At 46.9% G+C, this 26,882-nt stretch carries 21 protein-coding genes; 5 read left to right on the plus strand and 16 right to left on the minus strand.

Annotated elements, in window-relative coordinates; genetic code table 11:
• Positions 1 to 5: 5 nt before the first annotated feature.
• The 8 genes from UM402_RS03165 to UM402_RS03200 form a co-directional block, all read right to left on the minus strand.
• Positions 6 to 1,205, minus strand: coding sequence for a saccharopine dehydrogenase family protein (locus UM402_RS03165; RefSeq protein WP_053953982.1), 1,200 nt, complete (start codon positions 1,203 to 1,205; stop codon positions 6 to 8).
• A gap of 84 nt (positions 1,206 to 1,289) precedes the next feature.
• The gene (locus UM402_RS03170) at positions 1,290 to 3,458 is read right to left on the minus strand and encodes a prolyl oligopeptidase family serine peptidase (RefSeq protein WP_058576083.1); all 2,169 of its coding nucleotides are present in this window, start codon (positions 3,456 to 3,458) and stop codon (positions 1,290 to 1,292) included.
• Positions 3,459 to 3,521: 63 nt separating this feature from the next.
• Positions 3,522 to 5,351 carry a GNAT family N-acetyltransferase gene (locus tag UM402_RS03175; protein ID WP_058576084.1) on the minus strand — a complete coding sequence of 610 codons (1,830 nt, stop codon included), beginning with the start codon at positions 5,349 to 5,351 and terminating at the stop codon, positions 3,522 to 3,524.
• 19 nt (positions 5,352 to 5,370) lie between these two features.
• Positions 5,371 to 6,789, minus strand: a complete 1,419-nt coding sequence (locus UM402_RS03180; protein ID WP_058576085.1) for a sodium-dependent transporter — start codon at positions 6,787 to 6,789, stop codon at positions 5,371 to 5,373.
• Between the two features lie 297 nt (positions 6,790 to 7,086).
• On the minus strand, positions 7,087 to 8,172 hold the full coding sequence (gene zapE / locus UM402_RS03185) for a cell division protein ZapE (protein ID WP_058576086.1): 1,086 nt from the start codon (positions 8,170 to 8,172) through the stop codon (positions 7,087 to 7,089).
• A gap of 71 nt (positions 8,173 to 8,243) precedes the next feature.
• Entirely contained in the window at positions 8,244 to 9,095 is an 852-nt protein-coding gene (trxA, locus tag UM402_RS03190; RefSeq protein WP_058576087.1) for a thioredoxin, read from the minus strand.
• A 75-nt stretch (positions 9,096 to 9,170) separates the two neighbouring features.
• Positions 9,171 to 10,544, minus strand: a complete 1,374-nt coding sequence (locus tag UM402_RS03195) for an aldehyde dehydrogenase family protein (RefSeq protein WP_058576088.1) — start codon at positions 10,542 to 10,544, stop codon at positions 9,171 to 9,173.
• The gene (locus UM402_RS03200) at positions 10,541 to 11,983 is read right to left on the minus strand and encodes an NAD-dependent succinate-semialdehyde dehydrogenase (protein ID WP_058576157.1); all 1,443 of its coding nucleotides are present in this window, start codon (positions 11,981 to 11,983) and stop codon (positions 10,541 to 10,543) included. The genes UM402_RS03195 and UM402_RS03200 overlap by 4 nt, the downstream gene beginning before the upstream one ends.
• Positions 11,984 to 12,332: 349 nt before the next feature.
• Here UM402_RS03200 and UM402_RS03205 point away from each other — a divergent pair, with 349 nt between their 5' ends.
• On the plus strand, positions 12,333 to 14,099 hold the full coding sequence (locus tag UM402_RS03205; protein WP_058576089.1) for a DEAD/DEAH box helicase: 1,767 nt from the start codon (positions 12,333 to 12,335) through the stop codon (positions 14,097 to 14,099).
• Here UM402_RS03205 and UM402_RS03210 read toward each other — a convergent pair.
• Together UM402_RS03210 and UM402_RS03215 are read right to left on the minus strand one after the other, a co-directional pair.
• Positions 14,096 to 14,632, minus strand: a complete 537-nt coding sequence (locus tag UM402_RS03210; RefSeq protein ID WP_058576090.1) for a lipocalin family protein — start codon at positions 14,630 to 14,632, stop codon at positions 14,096 to 14,098. The two genes, UM402_RS03205 and UM402_RS03210, sit on opposite strands and share 4 nt — an antisense overlap.
• 12 nt (positions 14,633 to 14,644) lie before the next feature.
• The gene (locus UM402_RS03215; RefSeq protein ID WP_058576091.1) at positions 14,645 to 16,201 is read right to left on the minus strand and encodes a cryptochrome/photolyase family protein; all 1,557 of its coding nucleotides are present in this window, start codon (positions 16,199 to 16,201) and stop codon (positions 14,645 to 14,647) included.
• Positions 16,202 to 16,322: 121 nt separating this feature from the next.
• Between UM402_RS03215 and UM402_RS03220 the strand changes: the two genes are divergently transcribed.
• Together UM402_RS03220 and UM402_RS03225 are read left to right on the plus strand one after the other, a co-directional pair.
• Positions 16,323 to 17,099: a hypothetical protein gene (locus UM402_RS03220; protein ID WP_058576092.1), complete on the plus strand. Its 777-nt coding sequence runs from the start codon at positions 16,323 to 16,325 to the stop codon at positions 17,097 to 17,099.
• A gap of 5 nt (positions 17,100 to 17,104) precedes the next feature.
• The gene (locus UM402_RS03225; RefSeq protein ID WP_058576093.1) at positions 17,105 to 19,090 is read left to right on the plus strand and encodes a 3-deoxy-D-manno-octulosonic acid kinase; all 1,986 of its coding nucleotides are present in this window, start codon (positions 17,105 to 17,107) and stop codon (positions 19,088 to 19,090) included.
• A gap of 83 nt (positions 19,091 to 19,173) precedes the next feature.
• On the opposite strand, the gene UM402_RS03230 is transcribed toward UM402_RS03225, so the two are convergent.
• The 4 genes from UM402_RS03230 to mutY all read right to left on the minus strand — a co-directional run bounded on the left by UM402_RS03230 (position 19,174) and on the right by mutY (position 23,039).
• Complete coding sequence (locus UM402_RS03230; RefSeq protein WP_053953995.1) at positions 19,174 to 20,427, minus strand: glutamate-5-semialdehyde dehydrogenase; 1,254 nt, start codon at positions 20,425 to 20,427, stop codon at positions 19,174 to 19,176.
• Positions 20,424 to 21,539, minus strand: a complete 1,116-nt coding sequence (proB, locus tag UM402_RS03235) for a glutamate 5-kinase (RefSeq protein WP_058576094.1) — start codon at positions 21,537 to 21,539, stop codon at positions 20,424 to 20,426. Before proB ends, UM402_RS03230 begins: the two co-directional genes overlap by 4 nt.
• 175 nt (positions 21,540 to 21,714) lie before the next feature.
• Complete coding sequence (locus UM402_RS03240; protein ID WP_053953997.1) at positions 21,715 to 21,987, minus strand: oxidative damage protection protein; 273 nt, start codon at positions 21,985 to 21,987, stop codon at positions 21,715 to 21,717.
• Between the two features lie 11 nt (positions 21,988 to 21,998).
• Positions 21,999 to 23,039: an A/G-specific adenine glycosylase gene (gene mutY / locus UM402_RS03245; RefSeq protein ID WP_058576095.1), complete on the minus strand. Its 1,041-nt coding sequence runs from the start codon at positions 23,037 to 23,039 to the stop codon at positions 21,999 to 22,001.
• Between the two features lie 115 nt (positions 23,040 to 23,154).
• Here mutY and UM402_RS03250 point away from each other — a divergent pair, with 115 nt between their 5' ends.
• Together UM402_RS03250 and trmB are read left to right on the plus strand one after the other, a co-directional pair.
• Entirely contained in the window at positions 23,155 to 24,249 is a 1,095-nt protein-coding gene (locus UM402_RS03250) for an OmpA family protein (RefSeq protein ID WP_058576096.1), read from the plus strand.
• Positions 24,250 to 24,361: 112 nt separating this feature from the next.
• Positions 24,362 to 25,081 carry a tRNA (guanosine(46)-N7)-methyltransferase TrmB gene (trmB, locus tag UM402_RS03255; RefSeq protein ID WP_058576097.1) on the plus strand — a complete coding sequence of 240 codons (720 nt, stop codon included), beginning with the start codon at positions 24,362 to 24,364 and terminating at the stop codon, positions 25,079 to 25,081.
• Here trmB and hemW read toward each other — a convergent pair.
• Complete coding sequence (gene hemW, locus UM402_RS03260; RefSeq protein WP_058576098.1) at positions 25,078 to 26,232, minus strand: radical SAM family heme chaperone HemW; 1,155 nt, start codon at positions 26,230 to 26,232, stop codon at positions 25,078 to 25,080. The two genes, trmB and hemW, sit on opposite strands and share 4 nt — an antisense overlap.
• Positions 26,232 to 26,840 (minus strand): RdgB/HAM1 family non-canonical purine NTP pyrophosphatase, encoded by a 609-nt coding sequence (gene rdgB / locus UM402_RS03265; protein ID WP_058576099.1) that lies wholly within the window; start codon positions 26,838 to 26,840, stop codon positions 26,232 to 26,234. The genes hemW and rdgB overlap by 1 nt, the downstream gene beginning before the upstream one ends.
• Positions 26,841 to 26,882: the final 42 nt, after the last annotated feature.

Raw genomic sequence — 26,882 nt, forward strand, 5'->3', positions numbered from 1 at the left:
CTCACTTACTTCTCAAACGGCTTGTCGCATTCTTGAACGTGCCATGGTAAACCGTATTGATTCAGACGGTTCATGAACTCATCCGGGTCAAACTGCTCCATATTCCATACGCCGGGTTTCATCCACTCGCCTTGCAGCATTAATGAAGCTGCTATCATGGCAGGCACGCCCGTTGTGTAGGATACAGCCTGTGCGCCAACTTCTTTATTGGTTTCAGCGTGGTCACAGTTGTTGTAGATGAAGATGGTCTTTTCTTTACCGTCTTTCATGCCGGTAACGTAGGTACCGATACAGGTTTTGCCGGTGTAACCTTCCGCTAATGAACCAGGGTTTGGCAATACAGCTTTCAGAAACTCCAGAGGCACAATTTTCTTGCCTTCAAACTCAACAGGTTCAATAGAGGTCATGCCTACGTTTTCTAATACACGCAAATGCGTCAGGTATTGGTCACCGAAGGTCATCCAGAAGCGCGCACGCTTAATAGTTGGGAAGTGTTTAACCAGAGACTCTAACTCTTCGTGGAACAGCAAGTACGAAGGACGCACGCCAACATTTGGGTAGTCTAAGTCTTTACGAACACTGATAGGGTCTGTTTCGTGCCACTCACCATTTTCCCAGTATTTGCCGCGTTGAGTAATTTCGCGGATGTTAATTTCCGGGTTAAAGTTAGTTGCAAAGGCCTGACCGTGATCACCACCGTTGCAGTCAACAATGTCTAAGTAATGCACTTCGTCGAAGTAATGCTTGGCGGCGTAAGCGGTAAATACGTTGGTTACGCCCGGATCAAAGCCAGCACCTAAAAGCGCCATTAAGCCTTTTTCTTTAAATTTGTCCTGATACGCCCACTGCCACGAGTATTCGAATTTTGCTTCGTCTTTAGGCTCGTAGTTGGCGGTATCTAAGTAGTGAACGCCTGTTTCTAAGCACGCATCCATAATTGGCAAGTCCTGGTAAGGCAGGGCAACATTAATAACCAGCGACGGGTTAATGCCGCGAATAAGCTCGGCGACTTCTGCTGCGTCATCAGCATCAACTTGATACACGCCAACAACGCGATCTTTGCCTGCTTTTTCCTGAAGTGCCTGACACTTTGACAAGGTGCGGCTGGCTAAGTGTATTTCAGAAAAAACTTCCGGTAATTTCGCACATTTTTGAACAACAACACCAGCAACACCGCCAGCGCCAATAATAAGAACTTTAGACATGAATGCTATCCTTCACAGAAATCGTTAACGGACTTATTTTACGAATAAGATTGCCGCGAAAGATAGCACATTTTTTGAAAATCATCATTGAGAAGCAGAGCTTCTCTGTTCTTTATTGATGCCGAGTTGTTCGTTTAAAAAAGCCCACTTCTCAGCGGCTGATTCAATTTTCATCCACGTAGGTGTGCCTGCACCATGACCTGCACGAGTTTCAACATTGAGAAGTATTGGATTATTGCACCCTTGGTCCTCCTGAAGTGCCGCCGCAAACTTATAGCTGTGCCATGGAGCGACTCGGTTGTCGTTATTCGCGGTGGTGACGAGGGTAGCTGGGTAGCAAGTGCCTTGTTTCGTGTTATGAACCGGAGAGTACTCATATAAAGCAGTGAACTCATCGGCGTTTTCACTCAGACCAAACTCACTGCTCCAGCCGCGTGCGTTTGCATTGGGCAAGTGATAACGCAGCATGTCCAATACGCCAACAGCTGGTACGGCTGCGGCGAATAACTCTGGTCGTTGTGTCAGAGTAGCGCCTACCAATAACCCTCCATTACTGCGGCCATGGATAGCGAGCTGGTCTTTGTTGGTATAGTTGTTCTTAATTAGCCACTCTGCGGCGGCGATAAAGTCATCAAATACCCTTTGCTTGTTAGCTTTTGTGCCAGCCTGATGCCATGTTTCGCCAAATTCGCCACCGCCTCGCAAGTTAGGTATTGCCAGCACTCCGCCCATTTCTAACCAGGCAATACGGTCGGCTTTAAATTCGGGCGTTAAAGAGATATTAAAACCACCATAACCATACAGCAGCGTGGGGTTACTTCCGTCCAGTTCCACGTCTTGAGAGTGCACCAGAAACATAGGGATTTCTGTGCTGTCTTTACTCTCGTAGACCACTTGATGCGTTTCGTATGACTCAAGTTCGGCCGGAAATTCGACTTCCTGCCATAACGTTGTGCGCTGTTGCTCTACTTGGTATCGGTAAATTTTTCCAGGTTCGGTAAAACCTGAAAAACTGAAGAAAGTGTCTTTAGCTGACGGTGACCCGTTAAAGCCTGAGACGGTGCCGATACCGGGCAGAGCAAGCTCTTGTAGTAACTGTCCTTTATAGTTAAAAATGCCAACACGAGAATGTGCATTTTGCAAATAGTGAGCAAAGAGTTGGCCGTTGACCGCGGACATTGAGGTCAATGTATGTGTACTTTCAGGAATTATTTCAGACCAGTTGTTATCACCGGAGTTGTTCATATCGACGGCGATGACTCGGCCTCTTGGAGCCTGGGCGGTAGTCCGGAAATATAGCTTATCGTCATGACTGGTTACATAGTCATACTGTCCATCCCACTTGGTCAATAGCCCGGTAAAAGGCTCACTGTCCTCGGCTAATGGGCGGCTGAAAACCGCGTTAGCATCATACCCGGAAGACACATTGACTAATAAATAGCGACCATCGTGAGTCACCTCCGGATATGGGTTCCAGCTAGGTTGATTCTGTAACGCGAAGATCAATTCGTCATCACTTTGAGAGCGGCCCAAGCTGTGAAAGTAAACACTCACTGGCTTTGAGTCGTCGTATTTTCCATTAGCATTTTGAGGATAGCGGCTGTAATAGAAGCCGTTTTCGTTTGGCAACCAAGCGATATTGGAGAATTTAACGCCACTTATTTTATCGGACAAAGTCTTGCCAGACTCAATGTTTTTAATGTGAATTTCAGTCCAGTCGCTACCCTTTTCTGAAACCGCGTAAGCGATATACTTTGCGTTAGGGGACACTTGTATTCTGGCTAGTGATAACGTGCCGTCTTCGCTGAGTTTATTCGGGTCAATTAATACTTCCGGGGCGCTCTCTAAGTCCGTCATTGTGTAGAGAATGTCCTGGCTTTGCAGACCGTCGTTAGCAAAGTAAAAGTATCGATTCGCGTATTGAAATGGCGTGCCTATTTTTTTGTAGTTCCAAAGCTCGGTTAATCGTTGCTTCAGGTCATTGTAGGCGGGAAGTTTCTGCAAATAAGGTGTTGAGAACTCGTTTTGACTATTGACCCACTGGGAAACCTCTTTTGAGCGGAGGTCCTCCAGCCAGCGGTATGGGTCAGCAACAGTGGTGCCGTGATAGTTGTCTGTTTGGTCAACCGTTTTGGTTTGCGGAAACCCATAAGGCGACTGCTGCTGAGGCTTTGGCTGAGAGCTGCATGCGCTTAGAATAAGAGCGCCAGAGAGCGTAGCCAGTAATACACGGATTGATGAATAACGAGTCATTGCCTTCCCCTTTGTTAAGACTGACTTGATCATAGAAAGTTGTGGTGAAAACAACAAGTCACATTAGACAAGCGGAGCGGTATCTTTACGCAGTTTTACGTTCGCTTGTTGTTTCGAGGCGCAACCATAGAGCTGGGCTAGCTGTTTCAGAGAGCATGATGGCCGGCTCAAATATTGAGTCAGTTCGTCGGCCGGGTGTTTATTTTGGTAGTAAACAGCCAAGGCAAAGTGGGCTGCGTCAAATGGAATGCGCTCGTTCACGTAAGCCTTCACCAACAAATGGGGGAGAGGGTTAGTGATAAGGTTTTCTGGTATCTCAGAGTGAGCGTTTATAAGCCAATTCTGTTCAGCCTTTGCCCACCGACTAATATCGTCAGTAAGAGAGGTGTTTGAGCTTGGGTCATCACCCATACTGTCGGCTCTGACATAAATAGCGGCGGGGCGTGCCGATACACTGTCGAGTCGGTGGCTGGTACGCCATGGTACAAAACCATTAGCTTCCCAAAACTTCGCAACTCCGGGCTCCCACGCAAAGCTGGTGCCTGTTTTATTAATATGTTTGTAACTAGGGTGTTGCTGAATAAAGCCGAGCAACTCAGAGGCATATCCCTGATGACGGAGGCCGGCAGGCACAGCGATACGAGCAACTCTCAGCCAGGACGCGCTTAGAGCCCAGGGCTGTTGTAAAAAATAGCCAATGGCTTGTGGCAGCAGGTTTCCTTTAGGGCGTCGTTTACCCTGTAAAATAGGTGTGTGCAGCTCTTTTGGAACAGGGCCTTCTTCAATAAGCCAGGCAACAGCAACTACTTCTCCGTTCTGGCGAGTGTAAGCCAGCCGATGTAACGGGTCACTCAGTAGCAAATTAAGGTCATTAGGGCTGCTTTGGTAATGAGCATTTAAGAGCAGCTGGAAGCATTGACGTAAGGTGTTTTCCTGCAGTTGCAAAGCATGTTCAATAAACTGCCCGTCAGCCAACTCTCGTGTTAAGGCAGTGGCGGTTTCATCCATTAGAAACGTGTCAGTTAACCAATGCTCTAAAGGGTCATTTTCAGGCCACCGCATTGGTACTGATAAACGATGGTTCTTAACTTTAGGCAAGTGTTTTTCTGCCCATTGCTGAAAGTGTATGGCAAAGCCTCGGCCGCAGCCCTCGTAGCCCGAAACCGTAGTGGCTAATAACCACGGTGTGAACTTTTGGCAGAGCTTTTCGGTAGCCCATAAAGGAATGCCGGCAGCTTCATCGATAATCAACTGCTTAGTCGAGTCCCCGGGTTGTTCCAGTAGCTTATCCCAGGCCTTAAAGGTGGCGGTTGGCGCTTGCTTCAGTAAAACCTGAGCATTGGCTTTTCTCGGTGCAGTAACAATGATTTCAGTTTCAGCGCAGGTTGCACTCACTTCGGCTAATGCTTTACCGAGCAGAGTGCTTTTCCCCCGGCCTCGTTCAGCAATAAGGATGTGCGTGTGCGGAGACGTTCCACTGATAAACTCGCCGGTCAGCGCTTCTGTCAGTACCTGATGTTCTGTCTGGGCTTTTTTAAAACTTTTAGAAGCGTTCGCAGGCAGTGCATTATTACTAAAATACTGACTCGCAAAGCGCTGAAGCCGTTCGACCATAGCGGAATTGTCACTGGGCAAAAGAATGATTAACTCTCCGCCACCAACGATAGTGCCGCACAGCGCACAAATCGCATCGGCATTTAAGCCCGCCTGACAATCGAGAAGGACGCTTTCAAATTCATGACCCAGGTAGTCTCTGTATCGGTTGAGGTGTGCATCAGCATCTGGATCCTCTGGGGAGAGAAGAAGACTTTGAAAAGAGCGAGTCTGGCAGGCTTGCTGCCATTGACTCGCTGTTTGCAGCAGTTTTAGCTGTCGAAAACTGCCACGTTCCATTACTTACAACACTCTGCCATTAAAATAGTGAAAACCCGACAAATTTTGTCAGTACTGTATTAATGAATACCACCGCCAGAATTAACGGAATAAAGGTGCTGATAGAAATACGCACATATTTGGCTAGTAGTGTATTTCTATAATTCGGGTTGCCTTCTGACAGCTCGTCTTCTAACCCTTTTCTGCGCCAGTGTAGAGTCACAAACAAGCAGATAAGCAGACCATTTAACGGCAATATGGTGTCATAAAATACGTCGTAAATAACGTCAAACACCGACTTTGTTTGCCCGGCGTATGATGTGAACTCAGTAAATGCTGGTACGAAGCCAAACGAGGTTGCGGCTATGAGTGTGAGAACTGTAACGGCAAAACCCATAACCAGCAGAGTCTTTTTCCGGCTGAACTTTGCTTTTTCAATAATGGCTGCCGTTGGTACTTCCAGTATCGATACCAGTGACGTAATAGCTGCAATAAACGTCAGCAAAAAGAAGACAGTCGCGGCTAAGCTAGCACCGAAATACCCGACAACACCTTCTAATGCCACAAAAATTTGTGGGAAGAAGGAGAAAATCATACTGACTGAAGAGTCGCTCAGCGTGTCCGGGTTGGTGTTCGGGTTTATCGCAAAAATAGCGGGCAGAGTCATTAAGCCGGCGGTAAATGCTACAGCGGTATCGGTGAGTGCAACTAACTTTCCTGAGGTTACAATATCGTCGCGGCGGCTGAAATAAGAGCCGTAAGTAATCAGAATACCCATACCCAGAGATAATGAGAAGAAAGCTTGTGCCAGTGCACCATTGATAACGGAGCCGTCAATTTTTGAGAAGTCAGGGACCAAGTAAAACTCAACACCCAATGCTGCGTTGTCCAGTGATAAAACGAAAATGACCAGCAATACCAGCATAATAAAAAGAGCTGGCATCAGGAACTTGGCGGCTTTTTCGATGCCTTTGCGAACGCCTCCTACCAGAATCACGTTAATAATGACGGTAACTGCCACCAGGAAGCCAACAAAACCGTAATCATTCACAAACTGCCCGAAGTATTCCGGGTCGGCTAACATCGCCAGGTTGCCGGTTACTGAGTGCCATAAATAGCCGAATATCCATACGGTAATGACCATATAGAATACGGCAATCATAAAGGGCGTAATAACGGCCAGTAGCCCTGCTATATGCCAGCCTTTATTGTCTGGTGATAATGCCTGATAGGACCCTAGTGGGCTTTTTTGAGCTCTGCGGCCAAGACCCATTTCTGCGAGCATGACCGGGACACAAATAAAGGCAACGAACAAAGCATAAATAATAAGAAATGCGCCGCCACCGTTTTTTGTCGCAGCGACAGGGAAGCCGACTAAGTTGCCGATGCCAACAGCAGAGCCTGCCGCGGCTAGTATAAATCCAATTTTAGAGCTGAATTGATCGCGTTGTTCGCTCATTCTGACCTTCTTATTATCGTTATTATCTTGAGGTGCTTGTTAAGCATCATTTATTAAATTCCAGCAATCCTAGCAAGGGGTAACGTTAACGGCAAGCAGCGGGTGAGTGAATACGTCGTGAATATTGGCAAGTCCGACCTGAACGCCAAAAAAAATTATTAACATCCATTACAAATGCGATATTGGAAAATGTTAAAACTCATGTAACCTTTTTCTAACTCTGTTTTAACACGCTGGTAAATACAGGGAATTCTACTCTCTGGAACAGATTGGCGTCTTTTTACCAGCGTGTTTCCCCTACCAATGCTGCATTTCGAAAAGACGCGACACACAGCGCCTGAATGGGAAGGCAAGCTGTCGTGCCTGATACAGTTGTTCAACACTGACTTCTGCGGTTATAAGCAATACGCAGCCCCGGTCGTAGCATTCGTCAACGAGTGCGATAAAACGACGAGCTTCATTATCGAATTTGCTGATAAATTTTGCGTCGTGTTCCCGCTGGTAGGTTTCTTCGACGCCATGCACCAGCTCTTTGTCGGGAACGTAGGTAAAGGCAGGCACATTTTGAACGGCTATGGCGGAATATTTATCGGCCAGTTCCATGTAGTCGCGCTGGCTTCTGGGGCCAGAGCATAAGCTCATGAAGTCAAAGCCAATTATTTTTTTATTGCCCCACAAGCAAGGGATACTTCGGTTCATTATTGAAACGCTTTCGGCTGGCTTTACCGTGCCAAAGCGCGTCTCGGCCAGAGTTTTTAATTCTTCAGGTTGTCCCTCAATAAGATAAAGCGGCATGTCAGTATGGTTAATTCGCCGGTAATCAGTGCCAAAACCTAAGTCAATGAGTTCGCACTGACTGTTTAAAAGCTCAATAGTCGGTTCAAAGCGGTGTCGAGCCAAGCCGTCTTTATACAGTTCGGCAGGAGGCGCGTTAGACGTTGTAATTAATGTCACGCCCTCAGCAAACAAGCTTTCCCAAAGGCGAGCCAGAATCATGGCGTCGCCAATGTCTTCTACAAAAAATTCGTCCAGGCAGATAATCGAATATTCGTTGGCCCACTCTTTTGCAACTTGTTGCATTGGGTTTTCCTCGCCCTGCAAACCATTAAGTGCATCATGAACTCTGGCCATAAAGTGGTGGTAGTGCAGCCTTATAAACGATGAATTGGCTGTTGAAAGTGAGCGTAGCTGTTCGGAAAACATATCCATTAGCATGGTTTTTCCGCGACCGACAGGGCCGTAGAAGTACAAGCTTTTTATGGGCGCCTGGCTGTTCTTCCGAATAGCATCAAGACGCTGCTGCAATGCGGTGACCGCTTCGCGTTGAAATGAGTCTTCGTTCAGTTTTCCGGAGTTAACCTGGCTCTGATAAATTTGCTGCATGGGGTTAGTCAGTTAGTACCAAAAAAAGGGCCGGCTGAGGGAGCCGGCCAAGATCGTTGCTAGTGAACAGCCTAATACATCATGCTGTAGAGTTTTCTACGATAGGTCGCTGCGAGCGGATCACCATCGGGTAACGAATTAATAATGTCCAGTGCGTATTTTTTCGCACCTTCAAAATTGACGTCTTTCGTTAACACGGTAAACACCAGTTGCAGAGCTTCCTCATCGCGGTTCGCTTCATGAAACTTTAAGGCTAATTGTAATTTCAGCGATAAGTCATCTGGGTTTTGCTCGGCTTGATCCTGCAAAGCGCGAAGTTCCGGAGAGTCGGCAGCGTCTTCCGCTAATTCTAGCTTGCCTTTAATGCGCTGATAGTCACTGTCTTGCTCAACCATAGGAATTGCAGCGACAAGCTCTTTCGCCTGGTCTAATCGACCGGCGTCGACCGCCGCTTCAGCGAGCAACTTAACGGCTGCCATATCGGTATTGTCGAGGTCATAGGCTTGCTTAGCCAAGGTATAGGCTTTGTTTGCATCGCCTTCACCCATGGCTACTTGTGCCTGTTGAATCAGGTTATCTGACGGGCTGGGTAGGTGTTTGCTCAATATTTCCCGAATTTCGCCTTCGGTTTTAACACCACCAAAGCTATCGACCGGCTCACCGTTTTTGAAGAAAGCCACAGTTGGAAGGCTACGGATACCAAACTGCATGGCCAACTCTTGTTGATCGTCACAGTTTATTTTAGCCAGGATAACCTGGTCGCTGTATTCGCCCGCCAACTTTTCCAACACTGGCATGAGCTGCTTACATGGCTCGCACCAGTCAGCCCAAAAGTCGATAATAACCAGTTTCTCTTTTGAGCCTTCTAAGAGCACCTGCTGAAAGTTCTGCAGGGTGACATCAATAATGTTGGACTGTGACATTTGCGCCCGTTCTCCTGTGTCAGTTTATTCGTGTCTTAACGCAGGATATGCTGACGCTAAACGCCAATTTCAAGGTTAACCAGCAAACCAAGATAAGACTTTGTCTTTTAATTTGCTGTAAGGAGGGTAACGCAATGCCACGTCGAAGCTGAAGCTGCGGGTCATGACGGGTTTTAAATGACTAAAAGTATCAAAGCCCCACTTTCCGTGATAACGACCCATACCACTTTGCCCAACACCACCAAACGGCAGTCTGTCGTTGAGCATAAACATCAGGGTGTCGTTGTAGCAAACATTGCCAGCGGACACTCGTTGAGTAAACTGTTTCAGCGTTCGCTTATCTTTTGAAAACACATAAAGCGCCAAAGGTTTAGGCTTGGTGTTGATAAACTCAATAGCTTCAGAAGCTGACTTCATGCTCATCACCGGCAATAGCGGACCAAATATTTCTTCCTGCATTAGCAGACTGTCACCAGATACTCCATCGATAACTGTTGGTGCGATATAACGCTCACGCTTGTCAAAATCTCCACCAATAACGACGTTTTCACTGTCCAGCATCTGTGTCAGTCGTTGCCAGTGTTGCTCGTGAATAATACGGCCAAAGTCATTCGATTGCTGAGGATCATCCCCATAAAATTGCGCAATTTGCTCGCGTAATGCGTCAATTAAACGATCTTTCATTGACTCCTCAACCAGCAAATAGTCTGGCGCGATACAGGTTTGCCCAGCGTTAAGGTATTTGCCCCAGACAATGCGGCGAGCCGTTACGGTAATATCGGCGTCGCTTAATACAACGGCAGGACTTTTGCCGCCAAGCTCAAGTGTCACAGGTGTCAGGTTTTTAGCTGCCGCAGCCATAATGGCTTTGGCTGCTTGCGGGCCGCCGGTGTAAAAAATATGGTCAAACGGCAATTCGGTCAGCTGTTGAGAAACTTCAACGCCGCCAGTAATGACTTTAAAGGCTGCGCTGTCCAGGTAATTTACCAGGTGTTTCTCAAAAACTTTTGCGGTTGCCTCAGCATGCTCTGATGGCTTAATCAGTGCACAGTTACCTGCAGCAACGGCCGCAATAACCGGCGCCAGGGTTAGCTGAACAGGGTAATTCCAGGCTCCTAAGACTAATACGCTTCCTAAGGGCTCTGGCACTATTACACTCTTGGCAGGCCAGGCAAGCATTGGGTTACTTACTTTGCGCGGTTTAACCCAGCCAGTGAGTGCTTTGAGGCTATGCTTTATGTCTGTTTTTAAAAACTGAATTTCAGTCAGTTGAGACTCGCTGGGGCACTTTCCTAAATCTTGCTGCAGTGCGTCCAGCAAGTCCTTTTCGTGGTCTTCTAAAAAACGGGCGAGCTGTTTTAACTGCTGCTGACGCCAAGACAGCGGACGTGTAAGCCCGCTGTCAAAGGTGTGTTGAAGTTGCTCTAACGTTTTAAGTTGTGGGTTCATTCAAGTCCGCCGAGGGTTACGGTTTTCAATTCTAAGTATTCATCAATACCGTATTTTGACCCTTCACGTCCAATACCGGACTCTTTAATGCCGCCAAATGGATTGTAAGCATGCGAAATACCGCCGGTATTAACGCCTACCATGCCGTATTCAAGTGCTTCACTCACTCGGAAAATACGAGACGTGTCTTTTGCGGCAAAGTAAGAGGCAAGCCCAAACGGGGTGTCATTGGCTTTCTTAATACCTTCTTCTTCGGTTTCAAAGGTATTAATGGCAATTACAGGGCCAAAAATCTCTTCTTTGGTAATGTCCATATCGTCAGTAACACCCGAAACCACCGTTGGCGCGTAGAATAAGTCGCCCAGTTCGGTCATGACTGAGCCGCCGGCCTCAATCGTTGCGCCGTCTGACTTCGCAGACAGTACCAGACGCTGAACTTTGTCGACGGCGTCCTGATCAATAAGCGGGCCTAAGTCGACGCCTTCCTCAGTGCCGGGGCCGACTTTAAGGGCTTTGACTTTGCTGACAATAGCCTGAGTGAATTTCTCGGCAACACTTTCCTGAACTAATACGCGGTTTGCCGAAACGCAGGTTTGTCCGCCGTTGCGGAATTTACAGGCAATAAGTTGCTCGGCTGCTTGCTCAATGTCGGCATCGTCAAACACCAGAAACGGTGCGTTACCACCAAGCTCTAATGATACTTTTGATACGTGCTCCGAGCATTGCTGCATAAGAATTTTGCCAACACCGGTAGAGCCGGTGAATGACAGCTTACGAACCTGTGGTGAAGTTGCCAAACGCTTACCTACAGTTTTTGCATCGCTGGTTGGAATGATATTAATAACACCGTCCGGTATACCAACTTCGCTGGCGAGCTGCGCTAAAGCCAGGCTTGAAAGTGGTGTTAATTGCGGCGGCTTAACAACAATAGTACAACCTGCAGCTAGTGCTGGTGCAATTTTGCGAGTGATCATCGCATTCGGGAAGTTCCACGGTGTAATTGCTGCACAGACACCGACAGGCTCTTTTGTTACCAATACGCGCTTACTACTGTCAGTTAGCGGCAGAATATCGCCGTTTATGCGTTCGGCTTCGCCGGCAAACCAGTCAACAAAGCTGGCGCCATATTCGACTTCGCCAACCGCTTCAGGAATCGGTTTACCTTGCTCGGCACTCATCAATTCGCCCAGTGCCTGCTTGTTGTCCATCATAGACTGATACCACTTGCGCAAAAGAACGGCGCGTTCGCGGGCGGTTTTCTTGCGCCATTTCGCCAGGGCGGTCTCGGCGACGTTAATAGCGCGCTGTGTAAGTTCGTCATCGGCATCGGCTACTTCGGCCAACACCTCGCCGGTTGCCGGGTTAGTAACATTGAAACGTTTTTCTGTCGGTACCCAGTGACCCTCGATGAAACAATCGCTTTTGGTAAGTGATGACATGGAATGTGCTGACATATAGCCTCCAACTGAATAAGTTTATCCCTACTAATGTAGGCAATAAATGCACAAATGGTTCAACTTTTTCAATGATTTCAGTCTATATTTTGCTTTTTGTCGAAAAAGTATCCAGTTGCATTGCTTTTATTGAATAAATGCGTATAATCCGCAGCTCCTTCAAGGAACACCGCATTACTGATGAGGCAGCGGTCACCCTTGATTCGCGGGGTTGCAGCGCCTGATTCCAGTCCAGACAGTTTAGAGACTGACCACTGATTCCTGTTGCCGGGCCATAACCCCATATTTGTTTTGTTTGCCATGAGGCAAACGGGAATATAGTGAGACACAATTTATGTCAAAGACTCAATCGAGCCTGTCGTTCAGCGACATGGCTTTACCTTCTGCTGTGCTTGAACAACTGAACGCTATGGGTTTCGAAACCCCAACTCCTATCCAGCAGCAATCTATTCCTGCGTTATTGGAAGGCAACGACGTTCTGGGCGAAGCACAGACAGGTACCGGTAAAACAGCCGCATTTGGTTTACCCGCGCTGGCCAAAATAGACCCTTCTCTGAAACAGACTCAAGTTTTGGTGGTTACACCAACGCGTGAGCTGGCTATTCAGGTTGCTGAAGCCTTAGAAGGCTTTTCTAAGCAGATGCGTGGCGTCGGTGTTGCTACTGTTTATGGCGGTGCAGCTTTCGGCCCGCAGGTAAAAGCGCTAAAACAAGGTACCTCAATTGTTGTTGGTACGCCGGGTCGTCTTATCGACTTACTGAATAAAAACGTATTGCAACTGGATGGTTTGAAGGTTGCGGTATTAGATGAAGCCGACGAAATGTTGAACATGGGCTTCATTGAAGACATTGAAACTATTTTAAAAGGTGTACCTGAAACCGCTCAGCGTGCTCTGTTCTCGGCAACCATGCCAAATGCTATTCGCAAGTTAGCGAAAACTTTCCTGAATAAACCACTGAATATTCAGATTGAAGCAGTTGCGCGTGAAAAAGCGACCATTAAGCAGAAAGCCTGGAAAGTTCAGGGCATGACGAAAATGACCGCTCTGACTCGATTATTAGAAGTGACTCCGTATCAGCGAGCTTTGATTTTCGTACGTACCCGTCAGGATACTATGGATGTCGCTGAGTTATTACAACGTTCAGGATTCAAAGCGTCACCTTTAAGCGGCGACTTAAACCAGGCTCAACGTGAGCAAACGGTCAGTCAGTTGCGCAGTGGTCATATCGAAATTCTGGTTGCTACAGACGTTGTAGCACGTGGTTTGGATGTACCTGAAATTACCCACGTTATTAACTACGATTTACCGAGTGACACTGAGTCTTATGTTCACCGTATTGGTCGTACAGGTCGCGCGGGACGTTCAGGTGAAGCTATCTTATTCTTCCGTGCAAAAGAGCGTCATTTATTGCGTCACTACGAGCGTTTAACCAACGCACCAGTAGAGTTCTTCGAAGTTCCAAATGCGAACCAGCTGAGCCAGCATCGCCAACAGCAATTACTGGAAAAGCTTCAGGCATCAATGCAAGCTGACAGCGCCCATGCTGACAGTGATAAACTGAAGAAATTATTGGGGCAGTGGCTGGAAAATGGTGAGTTGTCAGCGGAAGATATTGCTTTGGCATTATTAACTGAACAGCACAAACAACGTCCATTGTTCCTGAAAGAAGATCGTCCAGTGCGTGAAATGCGTAATGATCGCCCAGGACGCAATGAGCGTGGTGACAAACGTAAGCCTCGCGCTGAACGTGGCGGACGTGCAGCCGATATCGACTTTGATACCTATAAAATTCAAGTGGGTAAAGAGCATGGTGCTCGTCCCGGAGACATCGTTGGCGCGATTGCAAACGAAGCCTCTATGGACAGCAAATACATCGGTCAAATTCAGTTGTTCGATAACCACTCGCTGGTTCAGTTGCCAAAAGGTATGCCGAAAGATGTTATGCACGTACTGAAAAAAGCGCGTGTTCGTCAGCAGCCAATGGGCCTTGAGCTAAGTGATGAGCAAGTGAAACGAGCGCCACGTCCACCGCGTGATCGTGACGCCCGTGGTCCTAAACGCCGTCAGGCAGGAAAGGGCGCAGCACGTCGTTTTAACTAATTAGAATGATTCACACCGGCCGGATGATCGACAATGATCATCTGGTCGATGTCGTATCCCCATTCATTCGCTTTTGCGAGCGCATAATCTAAGTCCGACTGAGACACATTCGGTGTCCGCGACAAAAACCAGAAATACTCATGCGAATCGCTGGTGACAATTGCCTGTTGGTAGTTATCATCTAACCAGCTAACGTAATAACCACCGTAAAACGGCCAGAAAAACGTCACTTGATAGGCTGCCTTCATATTTTCAACTGGCTCTGCTTTGCCTATGGCGGTTTGCCATTCCTGATTTCCAACATGAAAGCCACGATTGGTCACTTCTAATGTGCCGTCACCATTTAAACGGTATTCAGCGGTAACGCCTTGCAGACCCTCTTCAAAGCTGTGTGGCATTCGCGCAATTTCGTACCACTTTCCTAAATAGCGGTCGGCGTCGAATTCATCAACAACATCAGCCACCGGTGTAGGCTGAGACTTACAGGCAGTCAGTAATAAGATCAGTAAAAATGCAGGTAACCACTTGTTCATTGTGCGTCCTTGTTATAACTCGTTTATTGTTTTCAGGTAATGCTCAGCTTGTTGTATGAGCGCATTTTGCTCGTCATCCGATTTTTTATTCCATACTTGATACATCATGCCCATTCTATGGTTATTTTCAAAATGTTCTTTATGACGGTTAATAAAGTGCCAGTATAGACTATTAAACGGGCAGGCTTTGTCACCGGTTTTTTTGTTCGGATCGTAATGGCATTGGCTACAATAGTGACCCATTTTCTTCATATAGTTTGCACTTGAAATGTAAGGCTTAGTCGCAATCAGTCCATTGTCTGCGTATTGGCTCATGCCCCGAGTATTGGGTAGCTCCACCCATTCAATAGCGTCAATATAAATGCCTAAGTACCAGTCATCGAGAGCGTCTGGCGAGACACCTGCCAGCAGTGCGAAGTTACCGGTTACCATGAGTCTCTGTATGTGATGAGCGTAAGCGTAATCGAATGACTGCTGGATAGAGTGATGCATACACGACATTTTTGTTTCCGCATTCCAGTAATAGTTCGGAAGCGCTCGAGTATGGTTTAACACATTGGTGTTCTTGTAGTCGGGCATAAACTTCCAGTAAATGGCTCTGACAAACTCTCTCCAGCCGATAACTTGACGGACAAAGCCTTCAATTTGCGCGAGGCTTATCGTGTCTTTGTTGTTGGACCAATGCTCAACGGCTGAGTGAACCACTTCTAATGGATGCAGCATTTTGGTGTTCAACGCGAAGGACAGACGAGAGTGGAAGAGACTCCAATGTGCCCCGGGCGTTATATTGTCAGTTGTCATTGTGTCCTGGTAACGGCCGAAATTCGGTAAGCCAAACTCACAGAAGTACGATAATAATTGTTGCGCTTGCTTTCTGTTTACCGGCCAAATAAGTTGCTTTGGATTAACGTTTCCCATTGTTTTGATATTCTGCTTCGAGAGCATGTTGTCGATATCCGAAACGTCATTAGCAAATACAAGAGGCTCGGGAACGTGTTGGTTTTTCGGCAGTTTTTTTTGGTTTTCTTTATCGAAGTTCCAGCGCCCGCCGATTGGTTTCCCACCCTCCATTAAAATCTCGTGTTCACTACGCACCTTGCGGTAGAAGGTTTCCATCAGATAATTGTCGGTATCTGGAAAGTAGTCTTTTAAAGCGTTTCGGCCAGTAAGGAAGTGCTCAGTATCAAACCACTTAATGACGATATTGTTGGCGCCTGCCCAGCTCTTTAGTTGATGGCCGAGTCGGTATTCGTCAGGTTGCTGGCACTCAATATGTTTTGCGCCAGTTTCTTCAAGCAACCAAAGCAGGTTCTTCGTGAGGCTTTGTTGGTTACGGGCATCCTCCAGTCTGAGATAAAAGATGCGATGGCCCGCTGATTCTAATGCGTTAGAAAAGTTACGCATGGCTTTAAAAAACGCCAATACCTTTTGCCGGTGATGCAACACGTAATCGGCTTCCTGCCCCAGCTCCATCATTACGTAAAGCGTTTCTGAGTTTTTTGTTTTAAACCAACGGTGGCGAGCATTTAATTGGTCACCTAATATCAGCCTTATTGTCTTCGCCTTCATTACGAGTCCATAACCAGAGTTAACTAAGGCTTAATACGTTGCTTGAGTTAATTCAGATTGGCGTACCGAAATTCGCTAAAATATGGCATTATGCGCGTTAGTTTAAGAGTCAGGAGTTTTTATGAGCCAGGTTGAAAGTGCAGAGAGTCAGTCTCAGCAAAAGCCCGTTAATGTTATTTGCATAAAGTGGGGTAAAAAATACGGCCCCGATTATGTGAATACACTGCATTCAATGGTGAGCCGCCATTTGAGCCGACCGTTTCGTTTTGTGTGCTTTACGGATGATTTCGATGGCATTAATGATGATATTGAAGTTAAAGCAATTCCGAAAATTGGCTTTGAAGACTTCGACAAACAAGTACCTTGGACAAAAGCGCATGGCTGGTTGAAGTTAACCTGCTTTGCAAACCCTCTTTATGACTTAGAGGGGCCAACACTGTTTTTAGACCTGGATATTATTATTGTCGGCAGCCTGGACGAGTTTTTCGAGCCGGAAGGCGACTTCATGGTCATTAAGGAATGGGATAAATCCGATGCAACAGGTAATACATCGGTATTCCGTTTTAATATTGGTGCACACGATGACGCTCTCGAGCACTTAAAGAAAGATCCTGACGCGGCCACGGCGGATGTTCGTAATGAGCAGGAATACATTACGCACTTTGTTGACCGCCAGAATAAGCTGAAATATTGGCCGGAAAAATGGTGCCGAAGCTTTAAGCGCCACTGCTTACGCCCATTTCCCTTGAGCTTCTTTCAGGAGCCGCGTATTCCGGAAGAAGCAAAAGTCATTATTTTCCACGGTAAACCGCACCCCGATGACGCTTTAGAAGGGCGTAGTGGTAAGTGGTATCGTAAGGTGTTGCCAACTAAGTGGATAGCTGAGTACTGGCGTTAACTGGCATGATGCTTTGGCTTTACGGATTAATACTACGGCTGGTGACTCCAGCCGTTTTTGTCTGGCTGTGGTTGCGCGGAAAAAAAGACCGTCGCTATCGCTCGCATTGGTCAGAGCGTCTAGCACTGGATACTGTCAGTAGCGAGCTTGAAGGCTGTACGGTTATTCATAGTGTGTCAGTTGGAGAAACCCTGGCAGCGAAGCGTTTAATTGAGCAGTTTATTGTCCAGTTTCCCGGGGAAAAGGTGGTTATAACCTGCATGACGCCGACGGCACGAGCACTTATAGAGAAGCACTTTAGCAATGCGGTAACTTGCCGGTATTGGCCATTAGATACGCCAGGTGCTGCAAAACGCTTTGCGACTAAGCTAAAACCGAAAGCTGTTTGGATTATGGAAACCGAGTTGTGGCCCCAAATGCTCAACCGACTGGCCATGAAAAACACGCCGGTGTGTTTGCTTAATGCGCGGCTTTCAGAGCGTTCCGCTGCAGGGTATAGACGTTTCCATTGTTTAATGAAGTCAGTTTGGCAACAGTTAGCATTGGTTTCGGTACAAAATACAGAAACAGCGCGTCGAATGAGCGTATTGGGTGTGCCGAAAGAGCATTTATTTGTCGATGGAAACCTCAAATACGATATTGAGCTTAGTCAGGCTGACAAGTTAAAAGCGGCGTCATGGAAAGAGAATTCTAACGGACGCTTGGTTTGGCTGGGCAGCAGTACTCATCCAGGCGAGCACGAGCTGTTACTTGCGGCCCATAAAGCCATTCTTAATGAAGAGCCGGGAGCCTGTCTTATTATCGCGCCCAGACATCCTGAACAGTTTGAGACGGTTGCAAAACTGGTCGAAGAAAGCTCACTGACACTGGCGAGGCGCAGCCAGTGTGAAACGATACCGAGTGACTGCGATGTGTTTTTAGCGGACAGCATGGGCGAAATGATGCTCTGGGGGCAGTTAGCACCTGTGAGTTTTATTGGCGGCAGTTTAATTGAACGAGGAGGACATAACCCCCTTGAAGTTATTGCTGCTGGCTCCAATGTTATGTCTGGTAAACATGTTTTTAATTTCCCGCAAGTTTACGGGGAGCTGGCAAAAGCCAGCGCGGTAAACTGGGTAGAAAGCGTTGACGATATTGTCAAAACAATCAATAAGCTGCAGCAGCCAGCTGTCATGAAACAACAACATGATGCTGCTAAAGGTGTCTTAAAGACGCATCAGGGTGCAACGCAACGCGTGTTAGCGAGAGCACTGGAATATACTCTGACAGGAAGCGGTATGATAAAAACAGAGCAGAGTCCCCGCGGGCTTATTCGCTACGATAGCGACATTATTGAAGCAATTGAAGATAAGCACTTCACAGCACAGTACTGGCAACAGCAGAAAGCCATTGCGGGTAATTCAACCGGCCGGGCAACGGTTTGGTTTATTCAGCAGGGTGACTTGGGGTTGTTGCTACGTCACTATTACCGCGGTGGTTTAGTTGGAAAGATTAATAAAGATCGATTTTTAAGAGAGCCCGCTGAGAAAAGCAGGGCAATTTATGAGTTTGATTTGTTACTCAAGCTTCGTGAAAAAGGGCTACCGGTTCCAAGACCTGTTGCTGCCCGCATGGAGAAAACAGGGGTATTTAGCTACAGAGCCGATATTCTTGTCGAAGTGATTCCTGGTGCGGTTGATGTTTTTCGTTTATTGCGTGAAAAGCAGTTATCGGCTGAACTTTGGCAAAAGCTTGGTGCGGTCATTAAAGAGCTGCATGACGCAGGGGTCTATCACTCAGATTTAAACTGCCATAACCTGATGCTGGATGACCACGATAAAGCCTGGATAGTCGACTTTGATAAATGTGACTTCCGTGAAGAGGGCGACTGGAAAGAAGCTAACATTCAGCGTTTATTGCGCTCTCTGAGAAAAGAAAAAGAGAAGAACGATACCTTTTATTGGAAAGAGTCTCGAGACTGGCCTGAGTTGTTGACGGGATATCGTCGTTAAAACTGGCTTTTTATAAGTAGCGATAAAAAAGCCCCGGCGTTTTTGGCGCCGGGGCTTTTATTATGACAGAGAGTCTGTCGTTATTATTCGCGAATTTGGCCGTTACCGGTAACTACGAATTTTTCAGTAGTCAGTGCTTGTAAGCCCATTGGGCCATAAGCGTGCAGTTTACTGGTAGAAATGCCTATTTCAGCACCTAAACCAAGCTGGCCACCGTCAGAGAAGCGTGATGACGCATTCGCCATGGTGACTGCTGAGTCAACTTCACGGATGAAACGCTTCGCTGTGTCATCGTTCTCAGTAACGATAACTTCAGTGTGACCACTGCCAAACTGCTGAATGTGCTCTAATGCTCCGTCGAAATCATCAACGGTGCGTACGGCAATTTCCAGTGCCAGATACTCTTCACCGAACTGGTCATCCGCAATTTCATCGGCACCATCGAAGTAACCAACTGAACGCTTGTCTGCGTGAATAGTTACATCTTTTTCGCCTAGTGCTTTAGCTGCCATCGGCAGGAACTTATCGGCAACGTCTTGGTGTACCAATAAGCCTTCAAGTGCGTTACACACACCAGTACGTTGTGTCTTACCGTTCAGCAAAATAGCCAGTGCTTTGTCAAGATCAGCGTCTTTATCGACATACAAGTGGCAAACACCTTTGTAATGCTGAATGACTGGAATTTTACTGGTGTCACTCACGTAGTGGATAAGACCTTCACCACCGCGAGGAATGACCAGATCAATGTAGTCTTTTTGCTGCAACAGCTCGGTCATTAATTCGCGATCGGGTGTTGGCACCACGGTAATAACATCTTTTGGCAAACCACTTTGCTCTAAAGCTTCATGTAATGCTTCGGCAATGGCTTTACTGCTTTCAATGGCTTCGCGACCACAACGCAGAATGACAGCGTTACCAGACTTAAAGCACAGTGCACCCGCGTCTGCGGTTACGTTAGGACGCGCTTCGTAAATCATGGCAATAACGCCAAGAGGAATACGCATCTTTTCAATCTTAAGACCGTTAGGACGCTCTTCGAGTATATAGCTATCACCAACGGGATCTTTCAGGTTGATAATTTCTTCAATAGCAGATGCCATGCCTTCGACACGTTCTGGTGTTAATTCCAGACGATCCATCATGGCATCGCTTAGGCCTTTTTCTTTGCCTGCTACCAAGTCTTTCTTATTCACTTCAATAATCTTGTCTTGGTGCGCGCGAATAGCGTCAGCCATTTTTTGCAGAACTTTGTTTTTGTCTGCTTCTGATAACGTTGCTACGGCACGTGCCGCTTTGGCAGCACGTTGTGAAATTTCTTTAGCTAATTGCTGGCTCATGAATCCTCCAAAATCATTAAATCGTCGCGATGAATCACTTCTGTAATTGGGCTATAGCCAAATTGTTCGGCGATATCTTCTGTTTGCTGCCCTTTAATGTGCATAAGCTCGTGTGAGCTGTATTGGCAGATGCCCTTAGCTATAGCGTCTGTGTCATTGGCACTACGCACCAGCACAGCATCACCGCGATCAAAATCACCTTGTACGTCAACGATGCCCGAACTTAATAACGATGCACCGTTCTCGACCAGCGCTTTCTCTGCGCCGTCATCAATCAATATCTCGCCCTGTGCAACCAGGGTATGTCTTAACCAATGCTTTTTATTGCTAATTGGATCAGACTGACGGCGGAAAAGCGTTCCCGGAATTTCGCCTTGCAGCAAAGATTCGAACGTTTCGCCTTTACCACCATTAACAATATATGTGTCGATACCATGCGACGTTGCTTTCTCAGCAGCTTCAATCTTCGTGCGCATACCACCGGTACCTACGTCACTCACTGAACCGCCAGCTAATGAATAGATACTTTCATCTATTTGCTCAACCACTGGTATTTTCTTAGCGTCAGGGTTGAGGTTTGGATCAGCGTCGAACAACCCATCAATGTCTGAGCAAATAAAGAGCGCATCAGCGTCGACAAGTGTTGCGACCATTGCAGACAGGTTGTCGTTGTCGCCAACTTTCATTTCGTCAGTGGCAAGCGCATCGTTTTCATTCACAACAGGCAAAATGTTGTGTTCTAACAATCTGTTGAGTGTGTTTTTGATGCTGACATAACGAGCTCTGTCGCGTAAGTCGCTGTGCGTCATGAGTAGCTGAGCGCAGGGGAAATCAAAAAAGCGCGACCAGTATCCCATCATTTCATTTTGGCCAACTGCCGACATTGCTTTACGAACAGCGACAGGTACTTTTTTATGTTCGAAATGAATATGCTTGCGGCCGGCAGCAACACTGCCCGAAGAAACTAAAACGACTTCTTGTCCGCGTTCGTGACACTCGTTAATGAAACGAGCTATGGGTAATAAGTATTTGGTACTAACCCCAGTTTCATCTGGCGCGATGAGCGCACTCCCCACTTTCAGTACGGCTCTTCGCCAGGATGGCGCTTTCATAAAGACTCCCTTTTGTTGAATTCGTTAGTAGTCTAACAGATTGCCCGAATGAGCTCCAGTAACGCCCATAAGTTATAACTATTGTCAATATATTAGAGAATCATAGAAATTGACAAGAAAAATAAAAAAGCCCCTTTAAATAAGGGGCTCTGGCATAGTTAAGGGCGTTTAGGTGTTAGCTTTCTGGCGGTGTGTAGCCTTCAATATGAACATCCTTACGCTCGAACAGGAAATCAGTCATTTGTGTTTCTAAAAACTCGCGGTCATTAGGATCCATCATATTTAAGCGTTTCTCATTAATCAGCATGGTCTGCTTTTTCTGCCACTCAGCCCAGGCTTCCTTTGATATATGATTGAAAATACGCTCACCCAGCTCGCCGGGATACAGCTGAAAGTCGAGACCTTCAGCTTCTTTTTGTAAATATTCGCAAAATACAGTACGGCTCATAATTCGCTCACTTATTTGTTCAGTTCTTTAAGTAGTTTAACGGTTGGAGCGGCAAAGCCCAACTGTTGCTCTGAATCCAGGTTAACCCACATGGTATTATTAGACTCGCTGAGAGAGTCTGGTTTCTTAGATGCTCTAATGACGACCGGAAAACAGTCTAAATGAAAGTGACTGAAAGTGTGACGAAACTCAGCTAATGACTGAGTCGATTCAGCAGCAATGCCGAATGTGTCCAGAATGCTCTCTATTTCCGTATCAGCCTGTGCTTGAGGGAAGCCCCAAAGTCCACCCCAAATACCCTGTTGGGGGTTCTTTTGCAGTAACACCTCATTGTCACACTTAATAATCAGTAGTTGTGTCGACTTTATGGGCTTGGCTCTTTTCGGCTTTTTGCCAGGGTAAAGTTCAATAGTATTGCTGGCAAATGCTGTGCAAGTGGCAGCAATAGGGCATCGGTGACACTCAGGCTTAGTCCGCGTACAAACGGTGGCGCCAATATCCATCATCGCTTGGTTATAGTTGCCGCATTCTTCCCTGGGGGTTAATTCATCACTTAATTCCCAAAGACGTTTTTGCACGGCTGTTTTACCGGGCCAACCATCAACCGCAAAGTGCCTGGCTAAAACTCGCTTGACGTTGCCGTCGAGAATCGGTGCGTATAAGCCGTGACCCAAAGACAGAATAGCACCTGCCGTCGAGCGGCCTATTCCGGGCAGTTCCTCCAGAGCGTCGACGGTACTTGGAAAATTGCCGTTGAAATCCTGACTAATCATTTGCGCTGTTTTGTGTAAATTTCGGGCTCTGGCGTAATAGCCAAGCCCGGTCCATAAGCTTAAGACGTGATCTTGTTGTGCCTTTGCCAACGTATGAATGTCAGGAAAGCTATTCATAAACCGTTGAAAGTAAGGGATTACGGTCGTGACTTGAGTTTGCTGCAGCATAATTTCGGAGATCCACACCTTGTATGGAGTCTTATTTAATTGCCACGGCAAGTGTTTTCGACCAAATTTGTGATACCACTCAAGGATTTTGCTACTAAATGACTGAGTCAACTGTAAATCTCTGCAAATAAAAATGACTTATCAACGGAATGTACTAATCTTTACATCATAAACAGTCTCTCATATTTAGAGCTGATTTGTTATTGCATCGAAAAGGAGATTTGCAATGAAAGCAGTAAACTTAATTACCTTATCTTTAATTGCTGCGGGCCTTACAGCCCCGGTACTCGCGCAACAAACAGAAGCAGACAAAGATGACTTCTATTTAGGCGCACGCTTGGGTGTCTTTTCTGCAGACGAAGATCGCGTTGCGGTCGACAATAACCAGTTATTCTTCGTTGATGACGGCTTTAAAACCTTTACGTCAGGCATTGAAGCCGGTTACATGATGACTGAAGCTTGGGAAGCCCGCATTTATTACGATTACATGGAAGCCGATTTAGTCGGTGGTGGGGATGCATACGGCGATAGTTATGGTGTTGATGCTCTTTACCACTTCAACAACAGTATTTATGCCGGCTTGGGTGTGAACAATACTGAGATTGGTGATGTGACTGATGTTGCTGCTCGTGCCACAGTGGGTCATCGCAGCTTCATTAACGACAACTTAGCATGGCGTATTGAAGGTGGTGTCCAGCGCGGCTGGGAAGAAGACTACACAGAGATGTTTGCCAATATTGGCTTACAGTGGTTCTTTGGTGGTCGTGACGCAAGCCCTGAACCGCGTCCAAGACCAGAGCCTCAAAAAGCAGCACCAACACCAGAACCGAAGCCAGAGCCTAAACCTGTAGACTCGGACGGTGATGGCGTTATTGATGCGAATGATAAATGCGCGAATACGCCAAAAGACTACTCAGTTGATAAAGATGGCTGCATTCAGTATGAAAATGAAACCATCACAGAAGAGTTACTAGTAGAGTTTGACCTGAACTCTTCGAAAATTCGTGACAATGCGTTTGATGACATTGAAGAAATGGCTGAGTTCATGAAAGAGCATCCTCAGTTGGATATCACTATTCATGGTCACACTGATAGCACAGGTGAAGCGGACTACAACCAGTGGTTATCTGAGAAGCGTGCTAAATCAGTTGCTGACGCATTGGTTAACCGTTATGGCATTGAGAGTAGCCGTGTAGACTCAAAAGGTCATGGTGAGTCTCAACCAAAAGTCCGTGAAAACAGTGCGGCAGATCGCCAGGCTAACCGCCGTATAGAAGCGATTCTAAAAGTGGTTAACCGCGTACCAAAAGAGCGTGAATAGTACGTTGTATTGATACGTTGAAACAGCGATAATATCGCACGAGATATAAACAGGCCTGATTATTCAGGCCTGTTTTTTTGGTGTTTAGCTGTTATCAATGGTTTAGGGACTAATGAGTCATTTTAAAAGTGCGGAAGAAGCTGCTGCGGCAGGTAAATATGTAAGGACGGTGCGTAGCTTTGTTAAGCGAGAAGGGCGTTTAACAAAAGGCCAGGCAGGTGCGATAGAGCGTCAATGGCCAAAAATGGGACTATCACTGACCGACGGAATGCTGAACTTTGAGCAGGTCTTTAACCGTAAAGCCCCTGTTACCTTAGAAATTGGCTTTGGTATGGGGCATTCATTAGTGGAAATGGCGGAGAATGACCCTGAGCGCAACTTTATTGGCATTGAAGTACATGAGCCCGGAGTTGGCGCATGTTTAATGGCGGCTGAGGAAGCTGATTTAAAGAATTTGCGCGTGTTTCATGAAGATGCCGTAGAAGTGCTTAAGCAGTGCGTACCCGATAGCAGCCTTAATTGTGTGCAAGTATTCTTCCCTGATCCCTGGCACAAAAAGCGTCATCACAAACGCAGAATTATCCAACCTGAATTTGTTGAACTGCTTATTAAAAAACTAGAAGCTGGCGGCATTATTCATTTAGCAACCGACTGGGAAAACTACGCAGAGCATATGCTTGAAGTACTAAACGGCAGCAGCGCTCTGGCTAACTTATCCGAGTCGGGTGGTTACATTCCAAGACCGGACAGTCGCCCGAAGACGAAGTTTGAGCGCCGTGGTGAAGGAAAAGGGCATGGCGTGTGGGACCTTCAATTTAAAGTTCTTAATTAATCGAGAAGCGTATCTAACACTGAGTTCAGAAAACGGTGGCCTTTGGGAGTGAGCTCCCAGGCTTCATCGTTTTCGGTCAGTAGCTCCAGCCTTATTGCTTTGTGGAGTTGCTGTGACGCCTGCGACGATGGCAATCCTGTTGTGCTTTCAAAACGCTGTTTGGAAACAGACTCCAGCAAGCGAAACTGATTCATAAAAAACTCAAAGGTTAAGTCGTCTTTAGCCACTTCATTGAGCTTATAACGCAGCGGCTTGGTTAAATCCAGGTAGCCTTTTGGATGCTTAATTTTCTCACAGCGAATGATGCGTTGCTCCTGCGCAAGCGTCACTTTGCTGTGAGCACCGCAGCCAATGCCCAAGTAGTCACCAAACTGCCAGTAATTGCGGTTATGGCGACTCTGGTGGCCGGGTTTAGAGTAAGCGCTAACTTCGTACTGCTTATAACCCGCCGCCTCCAGAAGCTCATGCCCTTTTTGATAAATATCCCAGAGAGTTTCTTCATTGGGGAGCTCGGGAGGAGAGCTTGCAAACAGAGTATTGGGCTCGATGGTGAGCTGATACCAGGAAATGTGCGGCGGATTGAGCGCAATGACTTGCTTTAAATCATCCATGGCGGCATCTAAAGACTGATTAGGCAGTCCATGCATTAAGTCTAAATTAAAGCTTTTTAGCGGCAGTTGTGACGCGTGTGCAGCGGCCTCGCGGGCCTGCTCAGGGTCATGTATGCGGCCTAACCGGGACAACTGCTCTGATTGTAAGCTTTGCACACCAATAGACAAACGAGTGATGCCGGCTTTGACAAAGTCAGCAAACTTTTCTGTTTCAAAGGTGCCAGGGTTTGCTTCCATGGTAACTTCGCAGTCATCGATCAAGACAAGTAGCTGTCGAATGCCATCCATTAATGACTGCATTGCGGCTGCACTCAGTACACTGGGCGTGCCGCCACCAATAAAGATCGACGTAATATCTCTGCCTTGTACCCAACCTAAATCGGCTCGTAAGTCATCTAGTAGTCGGGCAACGTACTCTCGCTCGGGAATTTCTCCCGACAGCTTATGCGAATTGAAATCACAATACGGGCACTTTTGTATGCACCACGGGATATGAACGTAGAGCGATAGCGGCGGGAGCTTAAGTTCAGGTGCTGACATTAACTCAGCTGACTCAGTAGTTGTTGTAAAGCCTGACCGCGATGACTGAGCTGTTGTTTTACAGACGGTTCAAGCTCTGCCGCTGAGCACCCGTGTTGCTCAACCCAAAATACGGGGTCGTAACCAAAGCCATTTGTGCCTTGCGGTGAGGTTAAGATAGAGCCGTGCCACATGCCGTGGCAAATCAGTGGTGTCGGGTCTTGAGCGCTTTTCATATAAACCAAAACGCAATGGAATTGCGCCTGGCGCTTCTCAGTTGCTACGCCCGACAGTGCTTGTAATAATTTTTCGATATTATCATTGTCCGATGCGTCTGCACCGGCGTATCGTGCAGAGTAAACGCCCGGGGCTCCGTTCAAGGCATCAACTGCCAGACCTGAGTCATCGGCAATAGCAGGCAGTCCAGTTTTTTCACACGCGTGACGGGCTTTAATAATAGCGTTTTCGACAAAAGTAGTGCCAGTTTCCTCGGCTTCGTCAAACGACCAGTTCGACTGCGGTAGTACTTGCCAGTCTGAGGTGTTCGCATTGCCAGCCAGCATTGCCTGTAATTCTTTGACTTTGCCCGGGTTTCCTGTCGCTAGTACGATTTCTTTTGCCGTTGCCATAATTAATACCTCATGCCTGTTCGGCCGCACAGGATATCGGTT

This window comes from Idiomarina sp. OXR-189 (genome assembly GCF_034373425.1).
Classification (GTDB): Bacteria; Pseudomonadota; Gammaproteobacteria; order Enterobacterales; family Alteromonadaceae; genus Idiomarina; species Idiomarina zobellii.

Coding starts and splice junctions, on each gene's coding strand:
- UM402_RS03175 (WP_058576084.1), bottom strand. CDS start 5,351: ATGGAACGTGGCAGTTTTCGACAGCTAAAACTGCTGCAAACAGCGAGT.
- UM402_RS03170 (WP_058576083.1), bottom strand. CDS start 3,458: ATGACTCGTTATTCATCAATCCGTGTATTACTGGCTACGCTCTCTGGC.
- UM402_RS03230 (WP_053953995.1), bottom strand. CDS start 20,427: ATGAGCCAGCAATTAGCTAAAGAAATTTCACAACGTGCTGCCAAAGCG.
- UM402_RS03225 (WP_058576093.1), top strand. CDS start 17,105: ATGATGCTTTGGCTTTACGGATTAATACTACGGCTGGTGACTCCAGCC.
- UM402_RS03210 (WP_058576090.1), bottom strand. CDS start 14,632: ATGAACAAGTGGTTACCTGCATTTTTACTGATCTTATTACTGACTGCC.
- UM402_RS03200 (WP_058576157.1), bottom strand. CDS start 11,983: ATGTCATCACTTACCAAAAGCGATTGTTTCATCGAGGGTCACTGGGTA.
- UM402_RS03240 (WP_053953997.1), bottom strand. CDS start 21,987: ATGAGCCGTACTGTATTTTGCGAATATTTACAAAAAGAAGCTGAAGGT.
- UM402_RS03250 (WP_058576096.1), top strand. CDS start 23,155: ATGAAAGCAGTAAACTTAATTACCTTATCTTTAATTGCTGCGGGCCTT.
- UM402_RS03220 (WP_058576092.1), top strand. CDS start 16,323: ATGAGCCAGGTTGAAAGTGCAGAGAGTCAGTCTCAGCAAAAGCCCGTT.
- UM402_RS03195 (WP_058576088.1), bottom strand. CDS start 10,544: ATGAACCCACAACTTAAAACGTTAGAGCAACTTCAACACACCTTTGAC.
- hemW (WP_058576098.1), bottom strand. CDS start 26,232: ATGTCAGCACCTGAACTTAAGCTCCCGCCGCTATCGCTCTACGTTCAT.
- zapE (WP_058576086.1), bottom strand. CDS start 8,172: ATGCAGCAAATTTATCAGAGCCAGGTTAACTCCGGAAAACTGAACGAA.
- UM402_RS03215 (WP_058576091.1), bottom strand. CDS start 16,201: ATGAAGGCGAAGACAATAAGGCTGATATTAGGTGACCAATTAAATGCT.
- trxA (WP_058576087.1), bottom strand. CDS start 9,095: ATGTCACAGTCCAACATTATTGATGTCACCCTGCAGAACTTTCAGCAG.
- rdgB (WP_058576099.1), bottom strand. CDS start 26,840: ATGGCAACGGCAAAAGAAATCGTACTAGCGACAGGAAACCCGGGCAAA.
- UM402_RS03165 (WP_053953982.1), bottom strand. CDS start 1,205: ATGTCTAAAGTTCTTATTATTGGCGCTGGCGGTGTTGCTGGTGTTGTT.
- UM402_RS03205 (WP_058576089.1), top strand. CDS start 12,333: ATGTCAAAGACTCAATCGAGCCTGTCGTTCAGCGACATGGCTTTACCT.
- trmB (WP_058576097.1), top strand. CDS start 24,362: ATGAGTCATTTTAAAAGTGCGGAAGAAGCTGCTGCGGCAGGTAAATAT.
- proB (WP_058576094.1), bottom strand. CDS start 21,539: ATGAAAGCGCCATCCTGGCGAAGAGCCGTACTGAAAGTGGGGAGTGCG.
- UM402_RS03180 (WP_058576085.1), bottom strand. CDS start 6,789: ATGAGCGAACAACGCGATCAATTCAGCTCTAAAATTGGATTTATACTA.